Here is a 19,226-nt window from a genome sequence, read left to right on the forward strand (position 1 = left end):
GGTGGTAGGTACTTTGCTAGTTTGACGTATAACTTGATCGCGCGGGCAGGCATGGATGCGAACAATGGTTGCTTTATCAGTTTCTGGCCTGTTACTTGGTGCAATTTTCTTTGCGCTGAGCTTAACCCCTTCGCTAATTCCCCGCAGTGCCTTTGTTCAGGGCATCCTTTCCGGTGTCGCCTTTACCATTGGCTATTCTTTGGGCGTACTTTTTCGCCAACTTTGGAAGTATTTAGAAATCCCTGATATCTCCCTAACGAGTCAGCAGAGACAAAGATTGAGGTTTCTGGTGATTTTCTTTGGTGCCTGTCTGATTTTGGGGTTTCTCTGGCAAGGAACAGAGTGGCAGAACTCGGTGCGCTCATTGATGGGGATGCCGGCAGTTTCAGGCGTTGGCCCTGTTACGATCGGGGTTGTTGCGCTCTGTGTATTTTTGCTTTTCAGAGTGGTAGGAAAAGGTTTTCGCCGGATAGTTTTGGTGGTGTCTGCACGCCTGGAAGAGACTATTCCAGAGCGAGTGGCCTTGCTCACAGGGTTACTAGTCGCACTGCTGGTTTATTGGAGTGTGTTGAGTGGAGTGTTACTACAGTCGAGTCTATATGCCATTTCACTCATCTATGAAAAGCTGGACTTGATTATTGCGGAGGACTTGCCGCCTCCAGAAAACCCCGCTAAGACGGGTGGCGCGGATTCGTTACTGGCTTGGGGTAGTATGGGGCATGAGGGACGTCGATTTCTGACTCTTGGACCTACTGTCGAGGATATTCAAGAGGTTGCGGGAGAAGGGCGAGAGCCTATCAGGGTCTATGTGGGTATACACTCTGCGGATACTCCACAACAGCGCGCATTCTTGGCGCTTGAGGAATTGAAGCGGCTCAAGGCATTCGAGCGGGAAATTTTGCTGATCGCAACTCCTGTGGGGGATGGTTGGATAGACCCTGGAGCTGTGAATTCGCTCGAGTTTCTATACCGGGGTGATGTAGCGACCGTCGGGGTACAGTATTCCTATCTGCCGGGCCCAACCGCGTTATTTACCGATAATAAATATATCATGACCTCGGCTAGAACTCTGTTCGAGGTGATTTACGGTTATTGGGAGGAATTGCCTGCTAGCACCCGTCCCAGACTGTATTTGTTTGGGCTCAGTTTGGGAGCAAAGCTTTCCGGAGATTCATTTAAATTCTACGATATTATCGATAGCCCCATTGATGGTGCTCTCTGGGCAGGTCCTCCATTTAATATGAGATCCTGGAGATTGATGACCGATAATCGAGATCCGGGAACACCAGCCTGGCTTCCTCAGTTTAAGGGGGGAGAGGTGGTGCGCTTCGGTAATCAATACGGTGGCTATCTGGGGCAAGAGCCTTGGGGTAAATTCCGAATAGCTTTTATTCAACATGCCAGTGATCCGATTGTCTTCTTTAGCTTGCGGTGGGCGTTTAGCAGGCCGGATTGGCTTGAGCGACCCAGAGGACCCGATGTCTCCCCGGATCTACGCTGGTTCCCAGTTGTTACTATGTTGCAGTTGCTGGCGGACTTTAAAATAGGAGTCACACCGCGAGGGTTTGGGCACCGCTACTCACCGGAGGGGTACACGCTCGCCTGGATAGCCCTGACCGAGCCCCCAGACTGGAGTGAGGCAGATTTAAAGCGTCTGCGGGCGAAGCTGAATACTTACCCAAAGCTTTGAAGTTGCTTAAATCCTTGGATTTCTTGACTATTTTCCGTTTAAATCGGCTCTATGTTAAAACCTGTCCCTCTTTTTATCGGTCTGAGATATGTCGCTGCCCGCCGCAGGCAGCAGTTTATTTCCTTTATTAATGGCTTCTCCCTGGTTGGCATGGCGCTGGGTGTTTTTGCCTTGATCGTTGTGACTTCAGTCATGAACGGCTTCGATCGTGAGCTGAAAACACGGATATTGAGCGTGGTGCCCCACGGCTTTATCGAGCGTGAAGGCGGCCTGCAGGAGTGGCAGGGAGTGGCCGAGAAACTTGAGCGGCAGCCCCATGTGGAGGCGGTGAGCCCCTTTGTAAAAGGGTTTGCCCTGTTGAGCGCCTACGGTGACAGCCACGGAGTTGAGTTCCAGGGTGTTGATCCAGAAGCCTTGCGCAACGTCTCCAAGGTGGGTGAGAACATGGTGATGGGCAGCCTGGATGAGCTGCAGCCGCGCAGTTACCGTATCGTGCTCGGCCGTATCCTCGCCCAGCAGCTCAATGTGCTCCCCGGAGAATCCGTCACTCTGACCCTACCTGAAGTCGTGGTAACTCCCGCTGGCATCTTCCCCCGTACCAAGCGCTTCACCGTCGCCGGAGTTTTCTCGGTGGGTGCTCAGGTGGACCAAAATGTGGCACTAATAAATGTTGAGGACGCGGCCCGACTGATGCGCATGTCCGGCAAGGTGCAGGGGTTACAGTTGCGTTTCGACGATATGGACAATGCCCTGGGCAGGGTTGAGTCCTATGCTGCGGCCTTCGGCGAGGGTTTCAGTGGTGAGGACTGGAGTCATTCTCAGGGGAGCTTGTTCCAGGCGGTGAAGATGGAGAAGACGGTGGTCACTTTGATGTTGATGATCATCGTGGCTGTGGCAGCCTTCAACATTGTTTCGGCCCTGGTATTGATGGTGGCGGACAAGCGCTCCGATATCGCCGTACTTAGAACTCTGGGGCTCACTTCCCGCCAGATTATGGTGGTGTTCGTTGTGCAGGGCAGTGCTATCGGGTTGATAGGCGCTTTCAGTGGCGCTTTGCTGGGCATCCTGGTGGCGCTCAACCTCACCGAGATGGTGAGCTGGGTCGAAAATCTGCTGGGTGCCAAGATATTTGATCCAAGGGTATTTTTTGTGAGCTATCTGCCCTCCGAGTTTCGTGTGGGCGATGCGGTAGTAGTGTTATCTGCCGCTGTCTGTATGAGCTTGCTGGCGACACTGTTCCCCGCGTGGCGGGCTGCGCAAATCGAGCCGGCTGAAGCTTTGCGGTATGAGTAAAGTCTTTATAAATCAATTGATTATATTTGTTTTATGAAGTGATTTCTAAGAATTTGGAAGCGGCAAATATTGATGAATAGTCGAGTGGAAATAGACACCGAGCAGGCAAGGCCGGCAGAGGCTCCCGGTGATGCCGTCCTTGCCTGCCGCCAGTTGCGCAAGAGTTATCGCCAGGGAGGTAGAGACCTTGAAGTCCTGCGTGGGGTGGAGCTTCAGGTAGAGCGGGGCGAGAAACTCGCCATCGTGGGGGCTTCTGGTTCAGGCAAGTCCACCCTGCTCAATTTGCTCGGCGGGCTGGATACTCCGAGTACGGGGGAAGTTTGGGTGGCTGGCCAGAACCTGGCGCAACTCAATGCCAATGAGCGCGGTTGGCTGCGCAATAGCAGCCTAGGGTTTGTCTACCAGTTTCACCACCTGCTCAACGAATTTACCGCACTGGAAAATGTGGCTATGCCATTGCTGATAGGCAAGCACAGCGTGGCAAATGCCCGAGCCGAGGCCAAATCTATGCTCGAAGCGGTGGGGCTCGGGGAGCGAATCGGCCATAAGCCTTCACAGCTCTCTGGTGGAGAGCGTCAGCGTGTGGCGATCGCGAGGGCACTGGTGGCTCGCCCCGCCTGTGTGCTGATGGATGAGCCCACCGGAAACTTGGATAGGGCGACGGCAGCGGAGATTCACAAGTTGATGGACCGGCTCAATCGCGAGATGGGTATCAGTTTTGTGATTGTCACCCACGACCCAGATCTCGCCGCGGCCCTGGACCGCTGCCTGCACTTGGTGGATGGCGAGCTTCTTAGTGACTGGCACCAGGGTGATCATGTTTAAGCCGCTCCCCGCCTTTATCGGCCTGCGTTATGCGGGAGCCCAGCGCCGTAGCGATGACTCTGCAGGCCTGGTCTCTTTTATCTCTGGTCTGTCGATGATTGGCCTGGTGCTTGGTGTTGCCCTGATGATCGTGGTGATGTCGGTAATGAATGGCTTTGACCGCGAGCTGCGTGAGCGCATTCTCGGCATCATGCCTCACGCCACTCTCTACAACGCCACTGCGGAGGTGGATTGGTCCGCTTTGCGCGATCAGCTGGCGGCGGATGCCCAGGTGGAGTCTGCAGCGGAAGTTTGGCAGGTGAATGCGCTTGCCCGTCGTGGCAGTGAGGTAACGCCACTGTTGGTGCAGGGGGTCAACCCGGACACGATCATTAATGTGTCGAACATCAGTGATTTCCTCAGCCCTGATGCCTTTCCAGCGATACTCGATGATTCTGAGCCGGGAGTGATCCTGGGGCGCGGTATTGCGGAAAAACTGGGGGTGGAGCAGGGCGATTATCTGTCTTTGATAGTACCGAACAACGATGCCGCCTCAGGTAGCCGTCGCGCCGCCCATGTGGCCGGCTTCAAGGTGGCGGAAGTCTTTCACTCGGGAACGGTTTTGGATCAGTCTCTGGCGCTGGTTTCCTGGGAGCAGGCCAAGCGGCTGGCCGGCAAAAAAGGCGGTGCTGGCATACAGCTGCGTGTGACCGAGATGCTGGAAGCCAATTGGATTATGCGGAGACTGCTGAAAGAGCTGCCCCGCGATGGCTATTACGGCACGGACTGGAGTCGCACTCACGGTAATCTCTATCAGGCGATTCAGATGTCCCGCAATCTGGTGGGGCTGCTGGTGTTGTTGATCATCGCCATTGCCGCATTTAACGTGGTCTCGACCCTGGTGATGGTGGTGATCGACAAGCATGCGGATATCGCCATTCTTCGCACTATGGGCGCTAGCACCCGGCAGATTCTCCTTACTTTCGTCAGTCAGGGGGCGTTAGTGGGATTGGTAGGTGCACTCGTTGGCGGTGCACTGGGTGTCTTGGCTTCATTGACAGTAACCGATCTGGTGGCAGGCCTTGAATCCACGCTCGGCATCCAGTTTCTAAAGTCTGATGTTTATCCGGTGGATTATCTACCATCGGAGCTTTCCTGGAGCGATGTGGCTTTAGTGGTTGGTGCGGGCTTCCTGCTCAGCCTGTTGGCCACGCTCTATCCCGCTCTCCAGGCCAGTCGCGTGCAGCCCGCAGCGGCATTGCGAAACGAATAGACAGCTTGTTGATCAGGGCCCAACAGATGCTGCGCAAGTTACTGCCGCTGCCGGCGGCAGTCATCTCTTGGGTTCTTGTGCTTATAGCAAGCCTGAAATTTGAAAATTGGCGGGTAAAGACTTTCTGCCCGGATGGCATGCGCGAGGGGACTGTTTGCTATGCCGAGGGCTGGCAGATTCTTCCTCTGTGGTTGGTATGCCTGGGCGCTATGCTATCCGCCTTGGCGGTAGTTTGGGTGGTGGCTCTAACTGCCGCTGGAAATCGGGTCAAGGCGGCATCGATATCTTTTATGGTTGGTACGTTTACAGCCTTGGGGCTGGGAGGTCTTACTGATCAGGCCCTGCCGGCATTGCTATCGATTGCGGCAGGTGCTGTGGCTTTATGTTGTGTCGACTTATATTGCAGCAATGAGGCCAGCTAGCTGCTAACCGCAGAACGTCGCTCTATACGCAGTTTCCAGCGTTTTACCACATGCCAGCGCCACAGGGCGCGCATAGAGAAGTAGGCGACTGTGGCAAAGAAAACTCCCGCCAGTACTGAGCCAAAAAACAGCGGCATCCAGATTTTACCTACCTCATCCGTAAGCCATTCCCATGAGAGCTCAATATTAAAGTCGACTGGGGGGGTGCCCAGAATCCAGGCGCCCAGCTTGTAAGTGCTATAGAAAATTGCAGGCATAGTCACCGGATTGCTGATCCATACCAAAATGATCGACAACGGCAGATTGCAGCGCAGCCATAGAGCCAGTAGTGCGGCAATAACCATCTGGCCGGGTAGTGGAAGAAAGCTAGTGAAAACGCCAACGGCAAAAGCAACTGAAACCGAGTGTCGGTTCAGGTGAAATAGGTTGGGATCGTGGAGAAGAGTCCCCAGAAACTTGAGCCCATTCTTGGCTCGGATTTCTTCGGGGCTTGGCAGCCATCGCCTGATAATACTCTTCGGCATAACTCTGTCTGAAACCTGGGTGCTGGCAGCCTTGTCAATGAGCGCTGTACCGGGGTTTGGAAAATTCATTCGTCGGGATTTTTTCCCTACCCCAGATAAGCATAGAGCGCCCAGGGTGGTAGGGCATGCCGTATCTGGCGCGGGCGCTATTATGCCCACTTAAGGGTGGCAAGACTACTACTGTGATAGAAGTCATTTTGCGCCATAAATTGTCAACAATTGTTCACGATGATTCGAGTTGACGCTCAGGTCTTTGTCATTTAAGGTCTGCCATCATAAAAAATTGTCGACAATATTGATACCTTATGGGTTTGACTGGAATGAACAGCCCCCTGCGGGAGCCACATCAAAGCCTTGCTGAGCGCCTGTTTTTGACTCTGCGCGGTGAGATTGTGGAGGGGCATATTCCCGCGGGTAGCAAAATCAGTGAGCCGGAATTGGCCCGTCGCTTCAATGCCAGCCGCGGCAGTTTGCGTGAAGCCCTGATGCGTTTGGAGTCGCTGGGTTTGCTGGAGCGCCGGGTAAACGTAGGCGCCCGCGTGGTAGAACTGAGTGAGCGCGGTTTATTGGATCTCTACGAAGTGCGAGAAGCTCTGGAGGGAATGGCTTGCCGCCTTGCCGCGGAACAGCGCAGCGAGGAAGACCTTTTGGAACTGCGCCAGATGTTGTCCCGCCACGAGCAGCAGGAAGAGCTGCAAGCCGGTAAGGCGTACTTCCAGCCGGAGGGAGACTTCGACTTCCATTTTCGTATTGTGCAGGCCTCCAAGAACGATCTTCTGATCGACACCCTGTGCAACCGTCTTTATTACCGTGTTCGTATGTACCGCTACCAGCTGGGCATGGCCAGCCCCAGGGCTCAGCGCGCCTTTCGCGAACACAGTCACATTATCGAAGCCATAGAAGCGGGGGATGGTGAATTGGCGGAGCTGTTAATGCGCCGACATATCCGTGCTTCCAGGCAAAATATTGAAAACAAACTGAGGTAGATCATGAGCCAAAAGCTTTCCGCCGGCGCGCGTTTCCGCAGCGCACTCGCAGAAAATTCACCACTGCAGGTAGTGGGAACCATCAATGCCTATACCGCGATCATGGCCGAGCGTATTGGTCACAAGGCGATTTACCTTTCTGGTGCCGGTGTTGCCAACGCCTCCTATGGTCTGCCAGACCTGGGTATGACCAGCCTCGACAATGTACTCGAGGACGTGCGCCGTATTACCGCTGCGAGTGAGCTTCCGCTGCTGGTGGATATCGATACCGGTTGGGGCGGCGCTTTCAATATCGCTCGCACCATTCAAGAAATGATTCGTGCCGGAGCCGCAGCGGTACATATCGAAGACCAAGTGGCGCAGAAGCGCTGCGGTCACCGCCCCAATAAAGAAATTGTCTCCAAGCAGGAGATGGTGGACCGTATCAAAGCGGCCGTGGATGCCCGCACCGATGATGACTTCTTTATCATGGCTCGCACCGATGCCTTCGCTCAGGAAGGGCTGGAAGCGGCGATAGAGCGTGCCCAAGCCTGTATTGAAGCCGGTGCCGATGGCATCTTTGCCGAAGCGGTCACTGAATTGGAGCACTATCGCGCATTTAAAGACGCGCTGAATATGCCAATTTTGGCGAATATCACTGAATTTGGTAAAACCGAACTCTATAACGCTAAAGAATTGGGTGAAGCAGGCGCAGATATCGTACTGTATCCGCTGTCGGCGTTCCGCGCCATGAACCGTGCGGCGGAGAATGTGTATTCCAGTATTCTGCAAAATGGTGACCAGAAGGCAGTAGTGGATATCATGCAGACCCGTGAGGAGCTATACGACTACCTCAATTATCACGTGTTCGAGCAGAAGCTCGATGAGTTGTTTAAGAAGTAAATCACTTTGCAATCCGTATGAGCTACCGGATTGGGTAGCTCATACGGCGGTTTTCGGATTAACACAGAGACTGTGTCAATTTAGGGGAGAGAAGGAAGATGTCAGAAAAAGCATTGAGTGGTGCCGGCCTGCGCGGCCAGGTAGCGGGTAAAACGGCGTTATCCACGGTAGGTAAATCCGGCTCAGGCCTCACTTACCGCGGTTACGATATTAAAGATCTGGCACAACACTGTGAGTTTGAAGAAGTTGCCTACCTGATCTTTTATGGGGAACTGCCTACCAGCGACCAACTGGCGGAATACAAGGCCCTGTTAAAGGGCATGCGCGGCCTGCCGCAAGAGCTAAAAGAAGTACTGGAGCGTATTCCTGCCGATGCCCACCCGATGGATGTAATGCGTACCGGCTGCTCCATGCTGGGTAACCTGGAAGGGGAAGAGTCCTTTGCGCAGCAATTGGAAAAAGCCAACCGCTTACTGGCCGCTTTTCCCTCCATCATCTGCTACTGGTATCGCTTCACCCACGATAACTTGCGTATCGAAACCGATACTGATGACGACAGCATCGGTGGCCATTTCCTGCATATGTTGCGTGGTGAGAAACCCAACGCACTGCATGAGCAGGCGATGAATGTTTCCCTGATCCTTTACGCAGAGCACGAGTTTAACGCGTCCACTTTCACTGCGCGTGTTTGTGCCTCTACTTTGTCTGACCTGTTTAGCTGCATTACCGGTGCCATTGGCACCCTGCGTGGCCCGCTACATGGCGGCGCCAACGAGGCGGCAATGGAAATGATTGAGCGTTTTGCCAACCCGGATGAAGCAGAGAAAGAACTGCTGGGCATGCTGGAGCGCAAAGAGAAAATCATGGGCTTTGGCCATGCGATTTATCGCGAATCCGATCCGCGCAACGAGATCATCAAGGCCTGGTCCGAGAAACTGTCTGAAGATGTGGGCGATAAGGTTCTCTACCCAGTATCCGTGCGCTGTGAAGAAGTGATGTGGCGCGAGAAGAAGTTGTTCTGTAATGCGGATTTCTTCCACGCTTCTGCATATCACTTTATGGGAATTCCCACCAAGCTGTTCACGCCGATTTTTGTTATGTCTCGTGTTACCGGCTGGGCTGCTCATGTATTTGAGCAGCGCGCAGACAACCGCATTATTCGCCCGAGTGCTGAATATGTAGGTGTCGAACCGCGCAAAGTACCGCCTATTGCTGAGCGCGGTTAATTTTCATTTCTTTATTGAAATGATGCACACCCAGTGTGCCGGCTTCAGGTTGCCATTGGTTGGTGACCTGGAGTCGCTCCCTGAAGAGACACGATTTTTAAAAAGATTCGACTGAACTGATTTACCTAGCTATGAATACTGATTACCGCAAATCACTGCCCGGTACCGACCTCGATTATTTCGATACCCGCGCCGCCGTTGACGCGATCCAGCCCGGAGCCTATGCCAAACTGCCGTATACCTCACGTATTCTGGCGGAAAACCTGGTGCGTCGCTGTGAGCCGGAAAAACTGACCGACTCCCTGAAGCAGATTATCGAGCGCAAACGCGAGCTGGATTTTCCTTGGTTTCCGGCGCGAGTGGTGTGCCACGATATCCTCGGCCAAACCGCACTGGTGGACCTGGCCGGTCTACGCGATGCCATTGCCGAAAAAGGCGGTGATCCCGCCAAGGTAAATCCAGTTGTTCCCACCCAGTTGATTGTGGATCACTCCCTCGCGGTCGAGCACCCCGGTTTTGAGAAGGATGCTTTTGAAAAAAACCGTGCGGTAGAGGAGCGTCGTAACGAAGACCGCTTCCACTTTATTAACTGGACCAAAACCGCGTTTGAAAATGTGGATGTGATTCCCCCCGGCAACGGCATTATGCACCAGATCAATTTGGAGAAAATGTCTCCGGTGGTGCAGGTGCGCGAGGGTGTGGCCTTCCCGGATACTTGTGTCGGTACTGATAGCCACACGCCGATGGTCGATGCCTTGGGTGTAATCTCCGTCGGTGTCGGCGGCCTGGAAGCCGAGAGTGTGATGCTCGGCCGCGCCTCTTATATGCGACTGCCGAATATTGTTGGGGTGGAACTTACTGGAAAATTGCAGCCCGGCATTACCGGTACTGATCTGGTATTGGCTCTCACTGAATTCCTGCGCCGCGAGCGTGTGGTCGGTGCCTACCTGGAGTTTTACGGTGAAGGTGCCTCCAACCTGACCCTGGGTGATCGCGCCACTATTTCCAATATGACTCCGGAATATGGCGCGACTGCGGCCATGTTCTCCATCGATGAGCAGACCATCGACTACCTCAAGCTCACCGGCCGCGATGATGAGCAGGTAGCTTTGGTAGAGAAGTTTGCCAAGGAAACTGGCCTTTGGTCCGACACCTTGAAGGATGCTGAATACGAGCGCGTGCTGAAGTTCGATCTCACAACGGTAGGCCGCAACCTTGCAGGTCCTTCCAACCCCCACGCGCTGCTGCCGGCCTCGGAACTGGCCAATCGCGGTATCGCCAAGGCTTGGGAAGAGAAAGCCGGTGAGATGCCCGATGGCGCCGTGATTATTGCTGCGATTACCAGCTGTACCAATACCAGTAACCCGCGCAATATGATTGCCGCAGGCCTGATTGCCCGCAATGCGAACAAGCTCGGCCTGACCCGCAAGCCCTGGGTGAAATCCTCCCTCGCGCCCGGTTCCAAAACGGTAAAAATGTACCTGGAAGAGGCCAACCTGCTGTTGGACCTGGAGCAGATGGGCTTTGGTGTTGTAGCTTTCGCTTGTACTACCTGTAACGGTATGAGCGGTGCCCTGGACCCGAAAATCCAGCAGGAAGTGATTGATCGCGACCTGTATGCCACCGCGGTCTTGTCCGGAAACCGCAACTTCGACGGTCGTATCCACCCCTATGCCAAACAGGCATTCCTGGCTTCACCGCCGTTAGTCGTTGCCTACGCTATTGCCGGCACCATTCGTTTCGATATCGAAAAAGATGCGCTGGGATACGATGCCGAAGGCAACCCGATTACCCTGAAAGACATCTGGCCCAGCGACGAAGAGATTGATGCGATCGTACGTCAGAGCGTGAAGCCCCAGCAGTTCCGCGATGTATATATTCCCATGTTCGAAGAGCGGGATGCCGCAGAAGAGCAGGGCCAAGCACTTTATGACTGGCGCCCGATGAGCACCTATATCCGCCGTCCACCTTATTGGGAAGGTGCCTTGGCAGGCGAGCGCAGTTTGAAAGGCATGCGCCCGCTGGCAGTGTTGGGTGACAATATCACCACCGACCATCTGTCTCCCTCCAATGCCATTCTCGCCAGCAGTGCTGCCGGTGAATACTTAGCAAAAATGGGCCTGCCGGAGGAGGACTTTAACTCCTACGCGACCCACCGTGGTGACCACCTCACTGCGCAGCGCGCAACTTTCGCTAACCCGAAGTTGCTCAATGAAATGGTGCGCGATGCCAGCGGCGAGATCCGCCAAGGTTCTCTCGCCCGTATCGAGCCGGAAGGGCAGGTTACCCGGATGTGGGAAGCCATCGAGACATATATGGATCGCAAGCAGCCGCTCATTATCATTGCTGGTGCCGACTACGGGCAGGGTTCTTCCCGTGATTGGGCCGCGAAAGGTGTGCGCCTGGCCGGCGTAGAAGCGATTGCTGCCGAAGGCTTCGAGCGTATTCATCGCACCAATCTGATTGGTATGGGCGTGTTGCCGCTGGAGTTTAAGCCGGGTACTACCCGCGAAACCCTGGGCATCGACGGTACCGAAACCTTCGACGTGATCGGTGAGCGCACTCCCCATGCCACGCTGACTCTACTGATCCACCGCGCCAACGGTGAGACGGTTGAGGCCCCGGTAACCTGCCGTTTGGATACCGCTGAAGAAGTTTCCATTTACGAGGCGGGCGGTGTTCTGCAGCGCTTTGCTAAAGACTTCCTCGAAGCAGAGGCGACCGCCTAAATGTTGAAATTTGCTCCTCAAGTCAAAATCCCCGCGACTTATATGCGCGGGGGCACCAGCAAGGGCGTTTTCTTCCGTTTGCAGGATCTGCCCGAAGTTGCGCAGGTTCCGGGAGAGGCCCGTGATAATTTGCTGTTGCGGGTGATTGGTAGCCCGGACCCTTACGGTAAGCATACCGACGGGATGGGCGGTGCCACTTCGAGCACCAGCAAGACGGTGATCCTGTCTGCCTGTGATAAGCCCGATCACGATGTGAACTACTTGTTTGGCCAGGTTTCCATCGATAAGCCCATGGTCGATTGGAGCGGTAACTGCGGTAATCTCACTGCGGCTGTTGGAGCCTTTGCTATTAATAGCGGCTTTGTGGATGCTGCGCGAATTCCAGAGAATGGTATTTGTACAGTGCGCATTTGGCAAGCCAATATTGGCCAAACCATTATCGCCCGTGTGCCTATTACCAACGGTGAAGTGCAGGAAACCGGAGATTTCGAGCTGGATGGCGTAACCTTCCCGGCAGCTGAAGTAGAAATTGAGTTTATGGACCCCTCGGACGGTGAGGGTGCCATGCTTCCCACCGGTAACCCAGTCGATGATCTGGACGTGCCCGGGATCGGTGTGCTCAAGGCGACCATGATCAATGCCGGTATCCCCACCATCTTCGTCAATGCGGAAGATATTGGCTATACCGGCACTGAGCTGCAGGATGCCATTAATGGCGATAGCAAGGCACTCGCCATGTTCGAGACCATCCGTGCCTACGGTGCAGTGAAGATGGGCCTGATTTCCTCTGTGGAGGAGGCCGCGGCCCGGCAGCACACGCCGAAGATTGCCTTTGTTGCCAAGCCACAGGACTACATCGCCTCCAGTGGAAAAAAGGTAGCGGCGCAAGATATTGATTTGCTCGTGCGAGCCCTCTCCATGGGTAAGTTGCACCACGCCATGATGGGCACCGCTGCCGTAGCTATCGGAACTGCAGCGGCGATTCCCGGCACTCTGGTCAACCTCGCCGCCGGTGGGGGTGATCGTAATTCCATCTGCTTTGGCCACCCTTCAGGCACATTGCGGGTTGGAGCCCATGCGAAAGTTGTTGATAGCCAGTGGGTTGCCACCAAAGCCATTATGAGCCGTAGTGCCCGTATCCTGATGGAAGGCTGGGTGAGGGTGCCAGGCGATAGTTTCTAGTCTTGGTTTGATCACATCTTTGGGGGCGGGATCCGCCCCTTTTGAGTGGTCGGCTTTGACTCTAAAAGGGACTCTATTTTATTAGCCGACTCGCTCAATACTTTCGTAGACTCTCAAGCAGCTTTGGGCTACCTTTCCTGCATCCCGAGCCTCCCATTCCAGCACCCGGCTTACCATCGGCCGCAATCTCACTCGGGTCTTACGCTGTTTCTGAAAGAATACAGATTGATTATTAAGCAAGCGCTCTTGGCGAAGTTTTCACCCATCGCCGTGCCTCTTATTGTTAGCAGGAAAAATAACTTGGTAGCAGCCAAATCGTTAATGTCGCTCGGTGGCGATAACACTATCGATGAAACTCTATTTGCACACATCGCAAGGGATCTTACAGAGCAGGGCTATAGTGTTCGCCATGCCGCACTCCCTGAATCTCTCTCCAATGCGCTCTTTACCTATCAACAGGAAATGAATGCAGAGAAATTTATTGATGCAGGGATTGGACGTGGTGACGATTACCTTCTGAATGAGTTCGTTCGGACGGATGAAATTTGTTGGATTACCGGGGAATCTGTCACAGGTAGAGACTGGCTCAACTGGGCGGGTCAACTTCAGGTTGATCTCAATAGGCGTCTTTTTCTCGGGCTCTTCTCATTTGAAAGTCATTTTGCCCATTACCGGCCTGGGGACTATTACAAAAGACACTACGATGCATTTCGCGGAGAAGCGAATCGGGTGCTTTCATTGGTAGTCTACCTTAATCCAAGCTGGAATACTGCAGATGCCGGTGAGCTGGTACTCTACAAAGATGAGCAGGATAGGGTAGGCACCAAAGTAACCCCGCTGATGGGGACGGTGGTGACCTTCTTGAGCGAGGAGTTTCCCCACGAAGTTCTACCAGCTAATCGGGATCGCTACTCTATTGCAGGCTGGTTTCGGGTAAATACTTCAGTAACCGATCGAGTTGATCCGCCCCGTTAAAGTACTGGGTTACCCACCTTGAAATGAAGCTCTAAAATTCCTTTCTATCGAGGGAAAACATACTAGCGCTCTGCGGTTATCGCAGGGCCTCTAGGGTACTGTACCACCTTCCAATTGGTTTAAAGGTCCGATTGATCCTAATCGCGATCCGCCCCATCGTATCTCAGTTTCACAGAACTCTCCTTTTTGAGATTTTAACCTAGCCGACGTACAGCCGACGGCCCGTAGGTTAGCCATTTATAACAATCAAATCCGGCTTTCCTGTTGCAGCAGATTGGAGAGACATCAATGACAATTAAAAAACCAATTACCCTTGCGATTGCAATGGCCAATATAGCGGTGGCCTCAGCCTGGGCGCAGGAAACCAGTAAGCAAAAAGAGGAATGGGCACTAGAAGAGGTGACGGTTACAGCGACGAAGCGCGAAACCAACCTGATGGAAACCCCAGTTGCCATTTCTGCTTTTACCCAGGAAGAGCTGGATCGCCAGGGTATTAAGAATGTAAAAGATCTGGGTAGTACAATTCCCAATGTGGATATTGGCTACGATGCCTCTCAGTCCTCCCCAGTAATTTCTATGCGTGGAGTGCGCTCCACAAATACGTCCGAGCTGGGTGATCCGGCAGTCGGCTTACACTTTGATGGTATTTACTCATCGCGTCCTCAGTCTGCTATGGCGATGATGTTTGATTCTGAGAGGGTAGAGGCCATGCGTGGGCCTCAGGGTACCCTTTACGGACGAAACTCTACGGTTGGTGCAATCAACGTTATTTCAAAGAGACCAATAATTAATGAGTTCGAAGGTTCAGTAGGTATTGAGCTTGGCCGTTGGAACCAAGAGTTAGTCAAGGGCGTTATTAATATTCCGGTTTCTGACACCTTTGCACTTCGCGCATCCTTTATGGATGAAACACGGGATTCCTATCTGACTGGTTACTACGATGCTAACCAATATGACAACCGTTATATCGAAGCAGATAGTCTCGGGGCGACCACGCTTTCTGATGATGCAGATCGTACTTTCACCCAAAATGGAAACTGGTGGGCATCTAAGGATGTATCCCTGGTAAGGGCTGATGCTGATGACTTCTATGGGAATGTTGACCAGCAGGCAGTACGTATTGGTGCGCTGTGGGAGCCAACCGAAGATATTTCCTGGTATGCAGTGGTTGAACATTACCAAGACAGCAGTGCTGGCGGCATTAATACCATTGACTGTGAAAAGGCTGAACTGCGGACAGATGGCGTAAACTGCGAGACTTATTATGGCTCTGGTGCGGACGAGTACACGGTAGCGGTTAACGTTCCTGGTGAACTTGACCTTACTATGACTTCATTCCGCTCCAACTTCCGCTGGGACTTTAGCGACAGCATAGCGTTTGTGTACAACACTGGCTATGCAGTGCAAAACCGCAGCAACCTGATCGATGTTGAGGCCGGCCGCAATACTTGGGATATGAGCATGAGCATCACAGATGCAGAGAATGTTTCATATTCCCATGAGCTTCAGCTCCAATCTACTGATGATGCTCCGCTTCAATGGATTACAGGCCTGTTCTACTTCCATGAGTCCAATGACCTTAATGGTTACTTCCTGGCTTCACTGGATAATGCCGTATTCTGGCGTCAGCCAGAGAGAAATGTCGATGCGCTAGGGGCGTTTGCCCAGGCAACTTATAGCCTCACTGATACTCTGCACCTGACACTTGGTGGCCGCTATACATATGACGAAAAAAGTGATGAGGGCGGCAATAACTTAAGCTGTACCCGTGACTGGTCACTTGATACTGATGCAACTGGCGAGTACGGTTGTTTCCCTGCATACAGTCAGGCGCTCTTTAATGAATTGTCTACCGGTCACTTTGCTGATGACTCAATCTATTCCGTAGACACTTACAATGATGTTAGTGACGACTGGGAAAATGCGGATTTCCGTATCGGTCTTGATTACGATCTGACAGATGATGTGATGCTGTATTCTTACGTTGCATCCGGGTTTAAATCAGGTGGTCTAGGCGATGTAATTACTCAGTATGAGCAGGACCCTGATACTGCCGACTATATTTATGATGGTGATGGCAACCGTGTTGTAGCTGCAACTTTTGATACCAACTACGATGAAGAGACTGTGGTCACTTTGGAGCTTGGTGCCAAAGGGACTTTCCTTGATGGTCGTTTGAACCTTGCCAATACTTTCTTCTTCTCCAAGTATAAAGATATGCAGCTGGCCGCGCCGGATACTGCGTATACTTTTTATGTTAAAGAGGTTGATGATGAAGGCAATTTAACGGGAGAGGTTACCACAGAGCCTGCCGTAATTTACCTCACAAAAAATGCTGCCAGAGCAGAAATAATGGGAATGGAGTTTGAGTTTGACTGGGCTCCATATCCAAATGGCCGAATTAGTGGTTTTGCCACTTGGATGAAAACAGAAATCACCTCTGATTTCAGGAACCGCTGGAACTTCAATAACCAGTCTCTATTTGAGATTGATGACTGGAGCACAGCTCACGATAACAGCAACGAAGAACTCTACCGTAACCTGAAAGGAAATGAGCTGCCGGCGTCACCTGAGTTCAGCTTCACCATCAACTACGATCACACTTTTGAGTTGGCTCACGGTGGAGCGATCATTCCATTTGTCGGTATTCACTGGGAAGATGAGTCTTATCTAACCTACTGGAATGTTGACAAGCACGACTTCCCCACTGGTGATACTTCTGCTTTTGATGACAGCCGCGATTCTTTCTGGATGGTAAATGCTTCTGTGAAGTATGTGAGCCCGGATGACCAGTGGAATGTTGAAGCTTTTGGCAATAACATCACTGACGAAGTGGTTCCTTATTATGCAGATGGTAGTGATGGCCTGGTTTCCGGTCCTTTCTCAACTCCGATGAGTTATGGTGTACGCTTTAACTACAATTTCTAAATACTTGAGAAAACTCTGTAACCCCCTTTAGGTATAGTTAGAAGGCTTCGATGACTGCCTTGTAATCACTAAGTATCAGAAGGGGGTTGCAGATTTTTTAGGAGGTTCTTGGAGCACTAAATACCTAGCTGCTTGCTGAGCGAGCTATATCAACTGGGTTTTTAATGAGTTCAAGGCTTGAGCTCTCACGTATGTTTGGTTTTTTGCTGGTGCCAATATGGAATGTATGATCTCATCAGCTCTCCTTAATATTAAAATTCTAACCAGCGGAGGGAAAAGGCAAAGGGTTGTATTGCGAGTAAAAGATTAAATAAAATCTTTATGCTATCAATTATTTTGAAACTTTTAGATATTAGTTCCTAAGCTTAAATTATTCTAATGAGCCGGAATGTGAGAGCCGATGACTGTTAGAGAAAGTCTTAACTGCTATATTGTAATAGCGTAGTTAACTTGTTCAATCCTCCGCTTCAGGTGCGCTAAAGGCCTTGCTGTAGTAGCCTGATTGATCAAAACAGCAGACGCGTTTTTTCCCCTTGGCAAGCATATTACAAGCATCGTTAACTCGTTTTGCTCGGGTTTTAGATTGCTTGGCCGATGTAATCCAATGTATCCAATCAAGGCGAGCGATATTGGTTGTATCATTCCAGGTGACTTTTGCCTCAGGGGTCGATGCCAATGCTTCCATTAAGTCTGAGGGAATTTCCGGGTCAGGTTCTTTGTCAACTGGTCTGATTTCTAAGGTTACGATATCGCCAACATCAATGCCCGCCGCTTTTTGGAGCTTCTTATTTACCTGTAACCAATGACTCAGTTTTCCATCAGGCTCAAGCATTGCTTGGAATTGATGGTTATTGATACTCCCTACAACAGTTGTTCTTCCTCGTCTCGGGAGCTTATCGCTAGCGTCCTTAGGTAAAACTATAAATGCCCACGAAGAATTGTCCTCAGCTTTTTTTGGGCGATGTAGTTTTGCTTGAAATAGTGCAGATGTATCCTTGGATTTTTTATTAATCAAAGTGCACCTCCATATTCGGTAGAATTTGACAGCGTATGTTGATTGCTATTTATAGGTAATATTTACGTCTATTGCACAATGAAGGCGTTAAAAACTGTATTTCTGAATTCGATTGTGGGTGCTGTGAATAAGGTAAAAGAATGAAAAATCACATGTCAAGATTGAAGAGATTACTACCTATCTGAGTCTATTTTTTGAATTAAGTCAAGAAGAAAGTCATGTTGTTTTGTTTGTTTAATATAAACTATCAAATATGGCTATGTATAAAGATGTCTGCCACAAATATTTGTGTCGTTAGAGTTCGCCAAAAACTTATTGACCTCATTAAGATTGTGGGGTTTCCATCCTTGCTGGACAGAGATTATATCTCCACCATGGCGAATTTTATGAGAGCAGGTGCCAGTTACAAATGGACGAAACAATACCCAATTGTGACCTCGCCGCACAGGCCAAAAACTCATACATCTATGATGTGGACGCAATAGTTGGATTTGATCCGAAAAATAGCTAAATTTATCAACCATAACTGATGGTTATTTGTTCGAAATAATGAAGGCAATCGGAATGGCAGCGAAAGTGGAAAGTGAGTGTAAGGCCAGCTATCTCTATATGAAGTTTTATTTGAAAACCGCTTTTGACTGTAACTTACTCGCAGTGACTTAGCATCTATATTTCCTACCTGTAGACTCTGCTGTAATCAATTATCCATATCCAAATTAGCGGGATAATTGATCCCTAGCGGGCAAGGTTGAAGAGTCTACTGACTGTTATTGGGCGGGTAAAATTGCATTGGGTAGACAGTTGTTGTTCTCCGTGCGTCACTGGCTCCGAAGTTAATTTGCTGAATTTTGGCCATTAACTGATCGGTAAACGGCTTGGAATTGAGGCTGGAGCTGGCTAATGTGATATTGGCAACCTCGCCACTGGCTTCAATATCGATAATATACTCGACTCCGCCTTTAAGGTCTGGGTCTTGTTTGCGCGCATTCAGGTATAAACGATAAAGCTGGCCCTTGTGTTTATCAAATACCTGCTGGATTTCAGTTCTGCTGCGCTCTCGCTTTTTCTTGCCGGTTCTTTTAAGGGTGACAGACGCTATACCAGCGGGCCTTTTGTCAGAAAAGCTGATATGCCCATTTTGATCGACCGACTGATAAATTTCCGCATGGGCAAGATTACTGCAGAGAGTAAGGCTGACACAAAAAAATGCTTCTATGAGCAAATCGGGTTACTTTACCATTCATGCTTCGACATCCATGACCAAGCACCTAGGCTGTTCTAGGTGTTATCTCTAGGG

The 19,226-nt window shown here is 51.4% G+C and carries 15 protein-coding genes; 12 read left to right on the forward strand and 3 right to left on the reverse strand.

The annotated features are described in order from the left end of the window. The first annotated feature begins 64 nt into the window (after positions 1-64). The 5 genes from LC073_RS08940 (at position 65) to LC073_RS08960 (ending at position 5,482) form a co-directional block, all read left to right on the forward strand. Positions 65-1,690, forward strand: coding sequence for an alpha/beta hydrolase (locus LC073_RS08940; RefSeq protein ID WP_226646247.1), 1,626 nt, complete (start codon positions 65-67; stop codon positions 1,688-1,690). Between the two features lie 51 nt (positions 1,691-1,741). After that, the gene (locus LC073_RS08945; protein ID WP_226646249.1) at positions 1,742-2,983 is read left to right on the forward strand and encodes a lipoprotein-releasing ABC transporter permease subunit; all 1,242 of its coding nucleotides are present in this window, start codon (positions 1,742-1,744) and stop codon (positions 2,981-2,983) included. A gap of 72 nt (positions 2,984-3,055) precedes the next feature. Continuing rightward, positions 3,056-3,808, forward strand: a complete 753-nt coding sequence (lolD, locus tag LC073_RS08950) for a lipoprotein-releasing ABC transporter ATP-binding protein LolD (RefSeq protein WP_226646251.1) — start codon at positions 3,056-3,058, stop codon at positions 3,806-3,808. After that, positions 3,801-5,060, forward strand: coding sequence for a lipoprotein-releasing ABC transporter permease subunit (locus LC073_RS08955; RefSeq protein WP_226646254.1), 1,260 nt, complete (start codon positions 3,801-3,803; stop codon positions 5,058-5,060). Before lolD ends, LC073_RS08955 begins: the two co-directional genes overlap by 8 nt. A 26-nt stretch (positions 5,061-5,086) precedes the next feature. Beyond that, entirely contained in the window at positions 5,087-5,482 is a 396-nt protein-coding gene (locus LC073_RS08960; protein ID WP_226646256.1) for a hypothetical protein, read from the forward strand. Here the strand turns inward: LC073_RS08960 and LC073_RS08965 are convergent. Further along, positions 5,479-6,006 carry a DUF2062 domain-containing protein gene (locus tag LC073_RS08965; protein ID WP_226646527.1) on the reverse strand — a complete coding sequence of 176 codons (528 nt, stop codon included), beginning with the start codon at positions 6,004-6,006 and terminating at the stop codon, positions 5,479-5,481. The two genes, LC073_RS08960 and LC073_RS08965, sit on opposite strands and share 4 nt — an antisense overlap. 320 nt (positions 6,007-6,326) lie before the next feature. Between LC073_RS08965 and LC073_RS08970 the strand changes: the two genes are divergently transcribed. The 7 genes from LC073_RS08970 (at position 6,327) to LC073_RS09000 (ending at position 16,914) form a co-directional block, all read left to right on the forward strand. Continuing rightward, a complete protein-coding gene (locus LC073_RS08970) occupies positions 6,327-6,992 on the forward strand; it encodes a GntR family transcriptional regulator (RefSeq protein WP_226646258.1) in 666 nt (221 codons plus the stop codon). A gap of 3 nt (positions 6,993-6,995) precedes the next feature. After that, positions 6,996-7,874 carry a methylisocitrate lyase gene (prpB, locus tag LC073_RS08975; protein WP_226646259.1) on the forward strand — a complete coding sequence of 293 codons (879 nt, stop codon included), beginning with the start codon at positions 6,996-6,998 and terminating at the stop codon, positions 7,872-7,874. A 98-nt stretch (positions 7,875-7,972) separates the two neighbouring features. Continuing rightward, positions 7,973-9,100 carry a 2-methylcitrate synthase gene (gene prpC / locus LC073_RS08980; protein ID WP_226646261.1) on the forward strand — a complete coding sequence of 376 codons (1,128 nt, stop codon included), beginning with the start codon at positions 7,973-7,975 and terminating at the stop codon, positions 9,098-9,100. A gap of 131 nt (positions 9,101-9,231) precedes the next feature. After that, complete coding sequence (gene acnD / locus LC073_RS08985; RefSeq protein WP_226646263.1) at positions 9,232-11,829, forward strand: Fe/S-dependent 2-methylisocitrate dehydratase AcnD; 2,598 nt, start codon at positions 9,232-9,234, stop codon at positions 11,827-11,829. Then, positions 11,830-13,011 (forward strand): 2-methylaconitate cis-trans isomerase PrpF, encoded by a 1,182-nt coding sequence (prpF, locus tag LC073_RS08990; RefSeq protein ID WP_226646265.1) that lies wholly within the window; start codon positions 11,830-11,832, stop codon positions 13,009-13,011. It abuts the gene before it with no gap. A gap of 225 nt (positions 13,012-13,236) precedes the next feature. Next, entirely contained in the window at positions 13,237-13,986 is a 750-nt protein-coding gene (locus LC073_RS08995; RefSeq protein WP_226646267.1) for a 2OG-Fe(II) oxygenase, read from the forward strand. A 288-nt stretch (positions 13,987-14,274) separates the two neighbouring features. Beyond that, positions 14,275-16,914, forward strand: coding sequence for a TonB-dependent receptor (locus LC073_RS09000; RefSeq protein ID WP_226646269.1), 2,640 nt, complete (start codon positions 14,275-14,277; stop codon positions 16,912-16,914). A gap of 454 nt (positions 16,915-17,368) precedes the next feature. Here the strand turns inward: LC073_RS09000 and LC073_RS09005 are convergent, their stop codons facing one another. Then, positions 17,369-17,929: a YdeI/OmpD-associated family protein gene (locus LC073_RS09005; RefSeq protein ID WP_226646271.1), complete on the reverse strand. Its 561-nt coding sequence runs from the start codon at positions 17,927-17,929 to the stop codon at positions 17,369-17,371. 757 nt (positions 17,930-18,686) lie between these two features. Continuing rightward, on the reverse strand, positions 18,687-19,151 hold the full coding sequence (locus tag LC073_RS09010) for an AgmX/PglI C-terminal domain-containing protein (RefSeq protein ID WP_226646273.1): 465 nt from the start codon (positions 19,149-19,151) through the stop codon (positions 18,687-18,689). Positions 19,152-19,226 lie beyond the last annotated feature (75 nt).

Origin of the sequence: Microbulbifer variabilis (assembly GCF_020524905.1) — a bacterium.
In the GTDB taxonomy this organism is placed as follows: domain Bacteria; phylum Pseudomonadota; class Gammaproteobacteria; order Pseudomonadales; family Cellvibrionaceae; genus Microbulbifer; species Microbulbifer variabilis_A.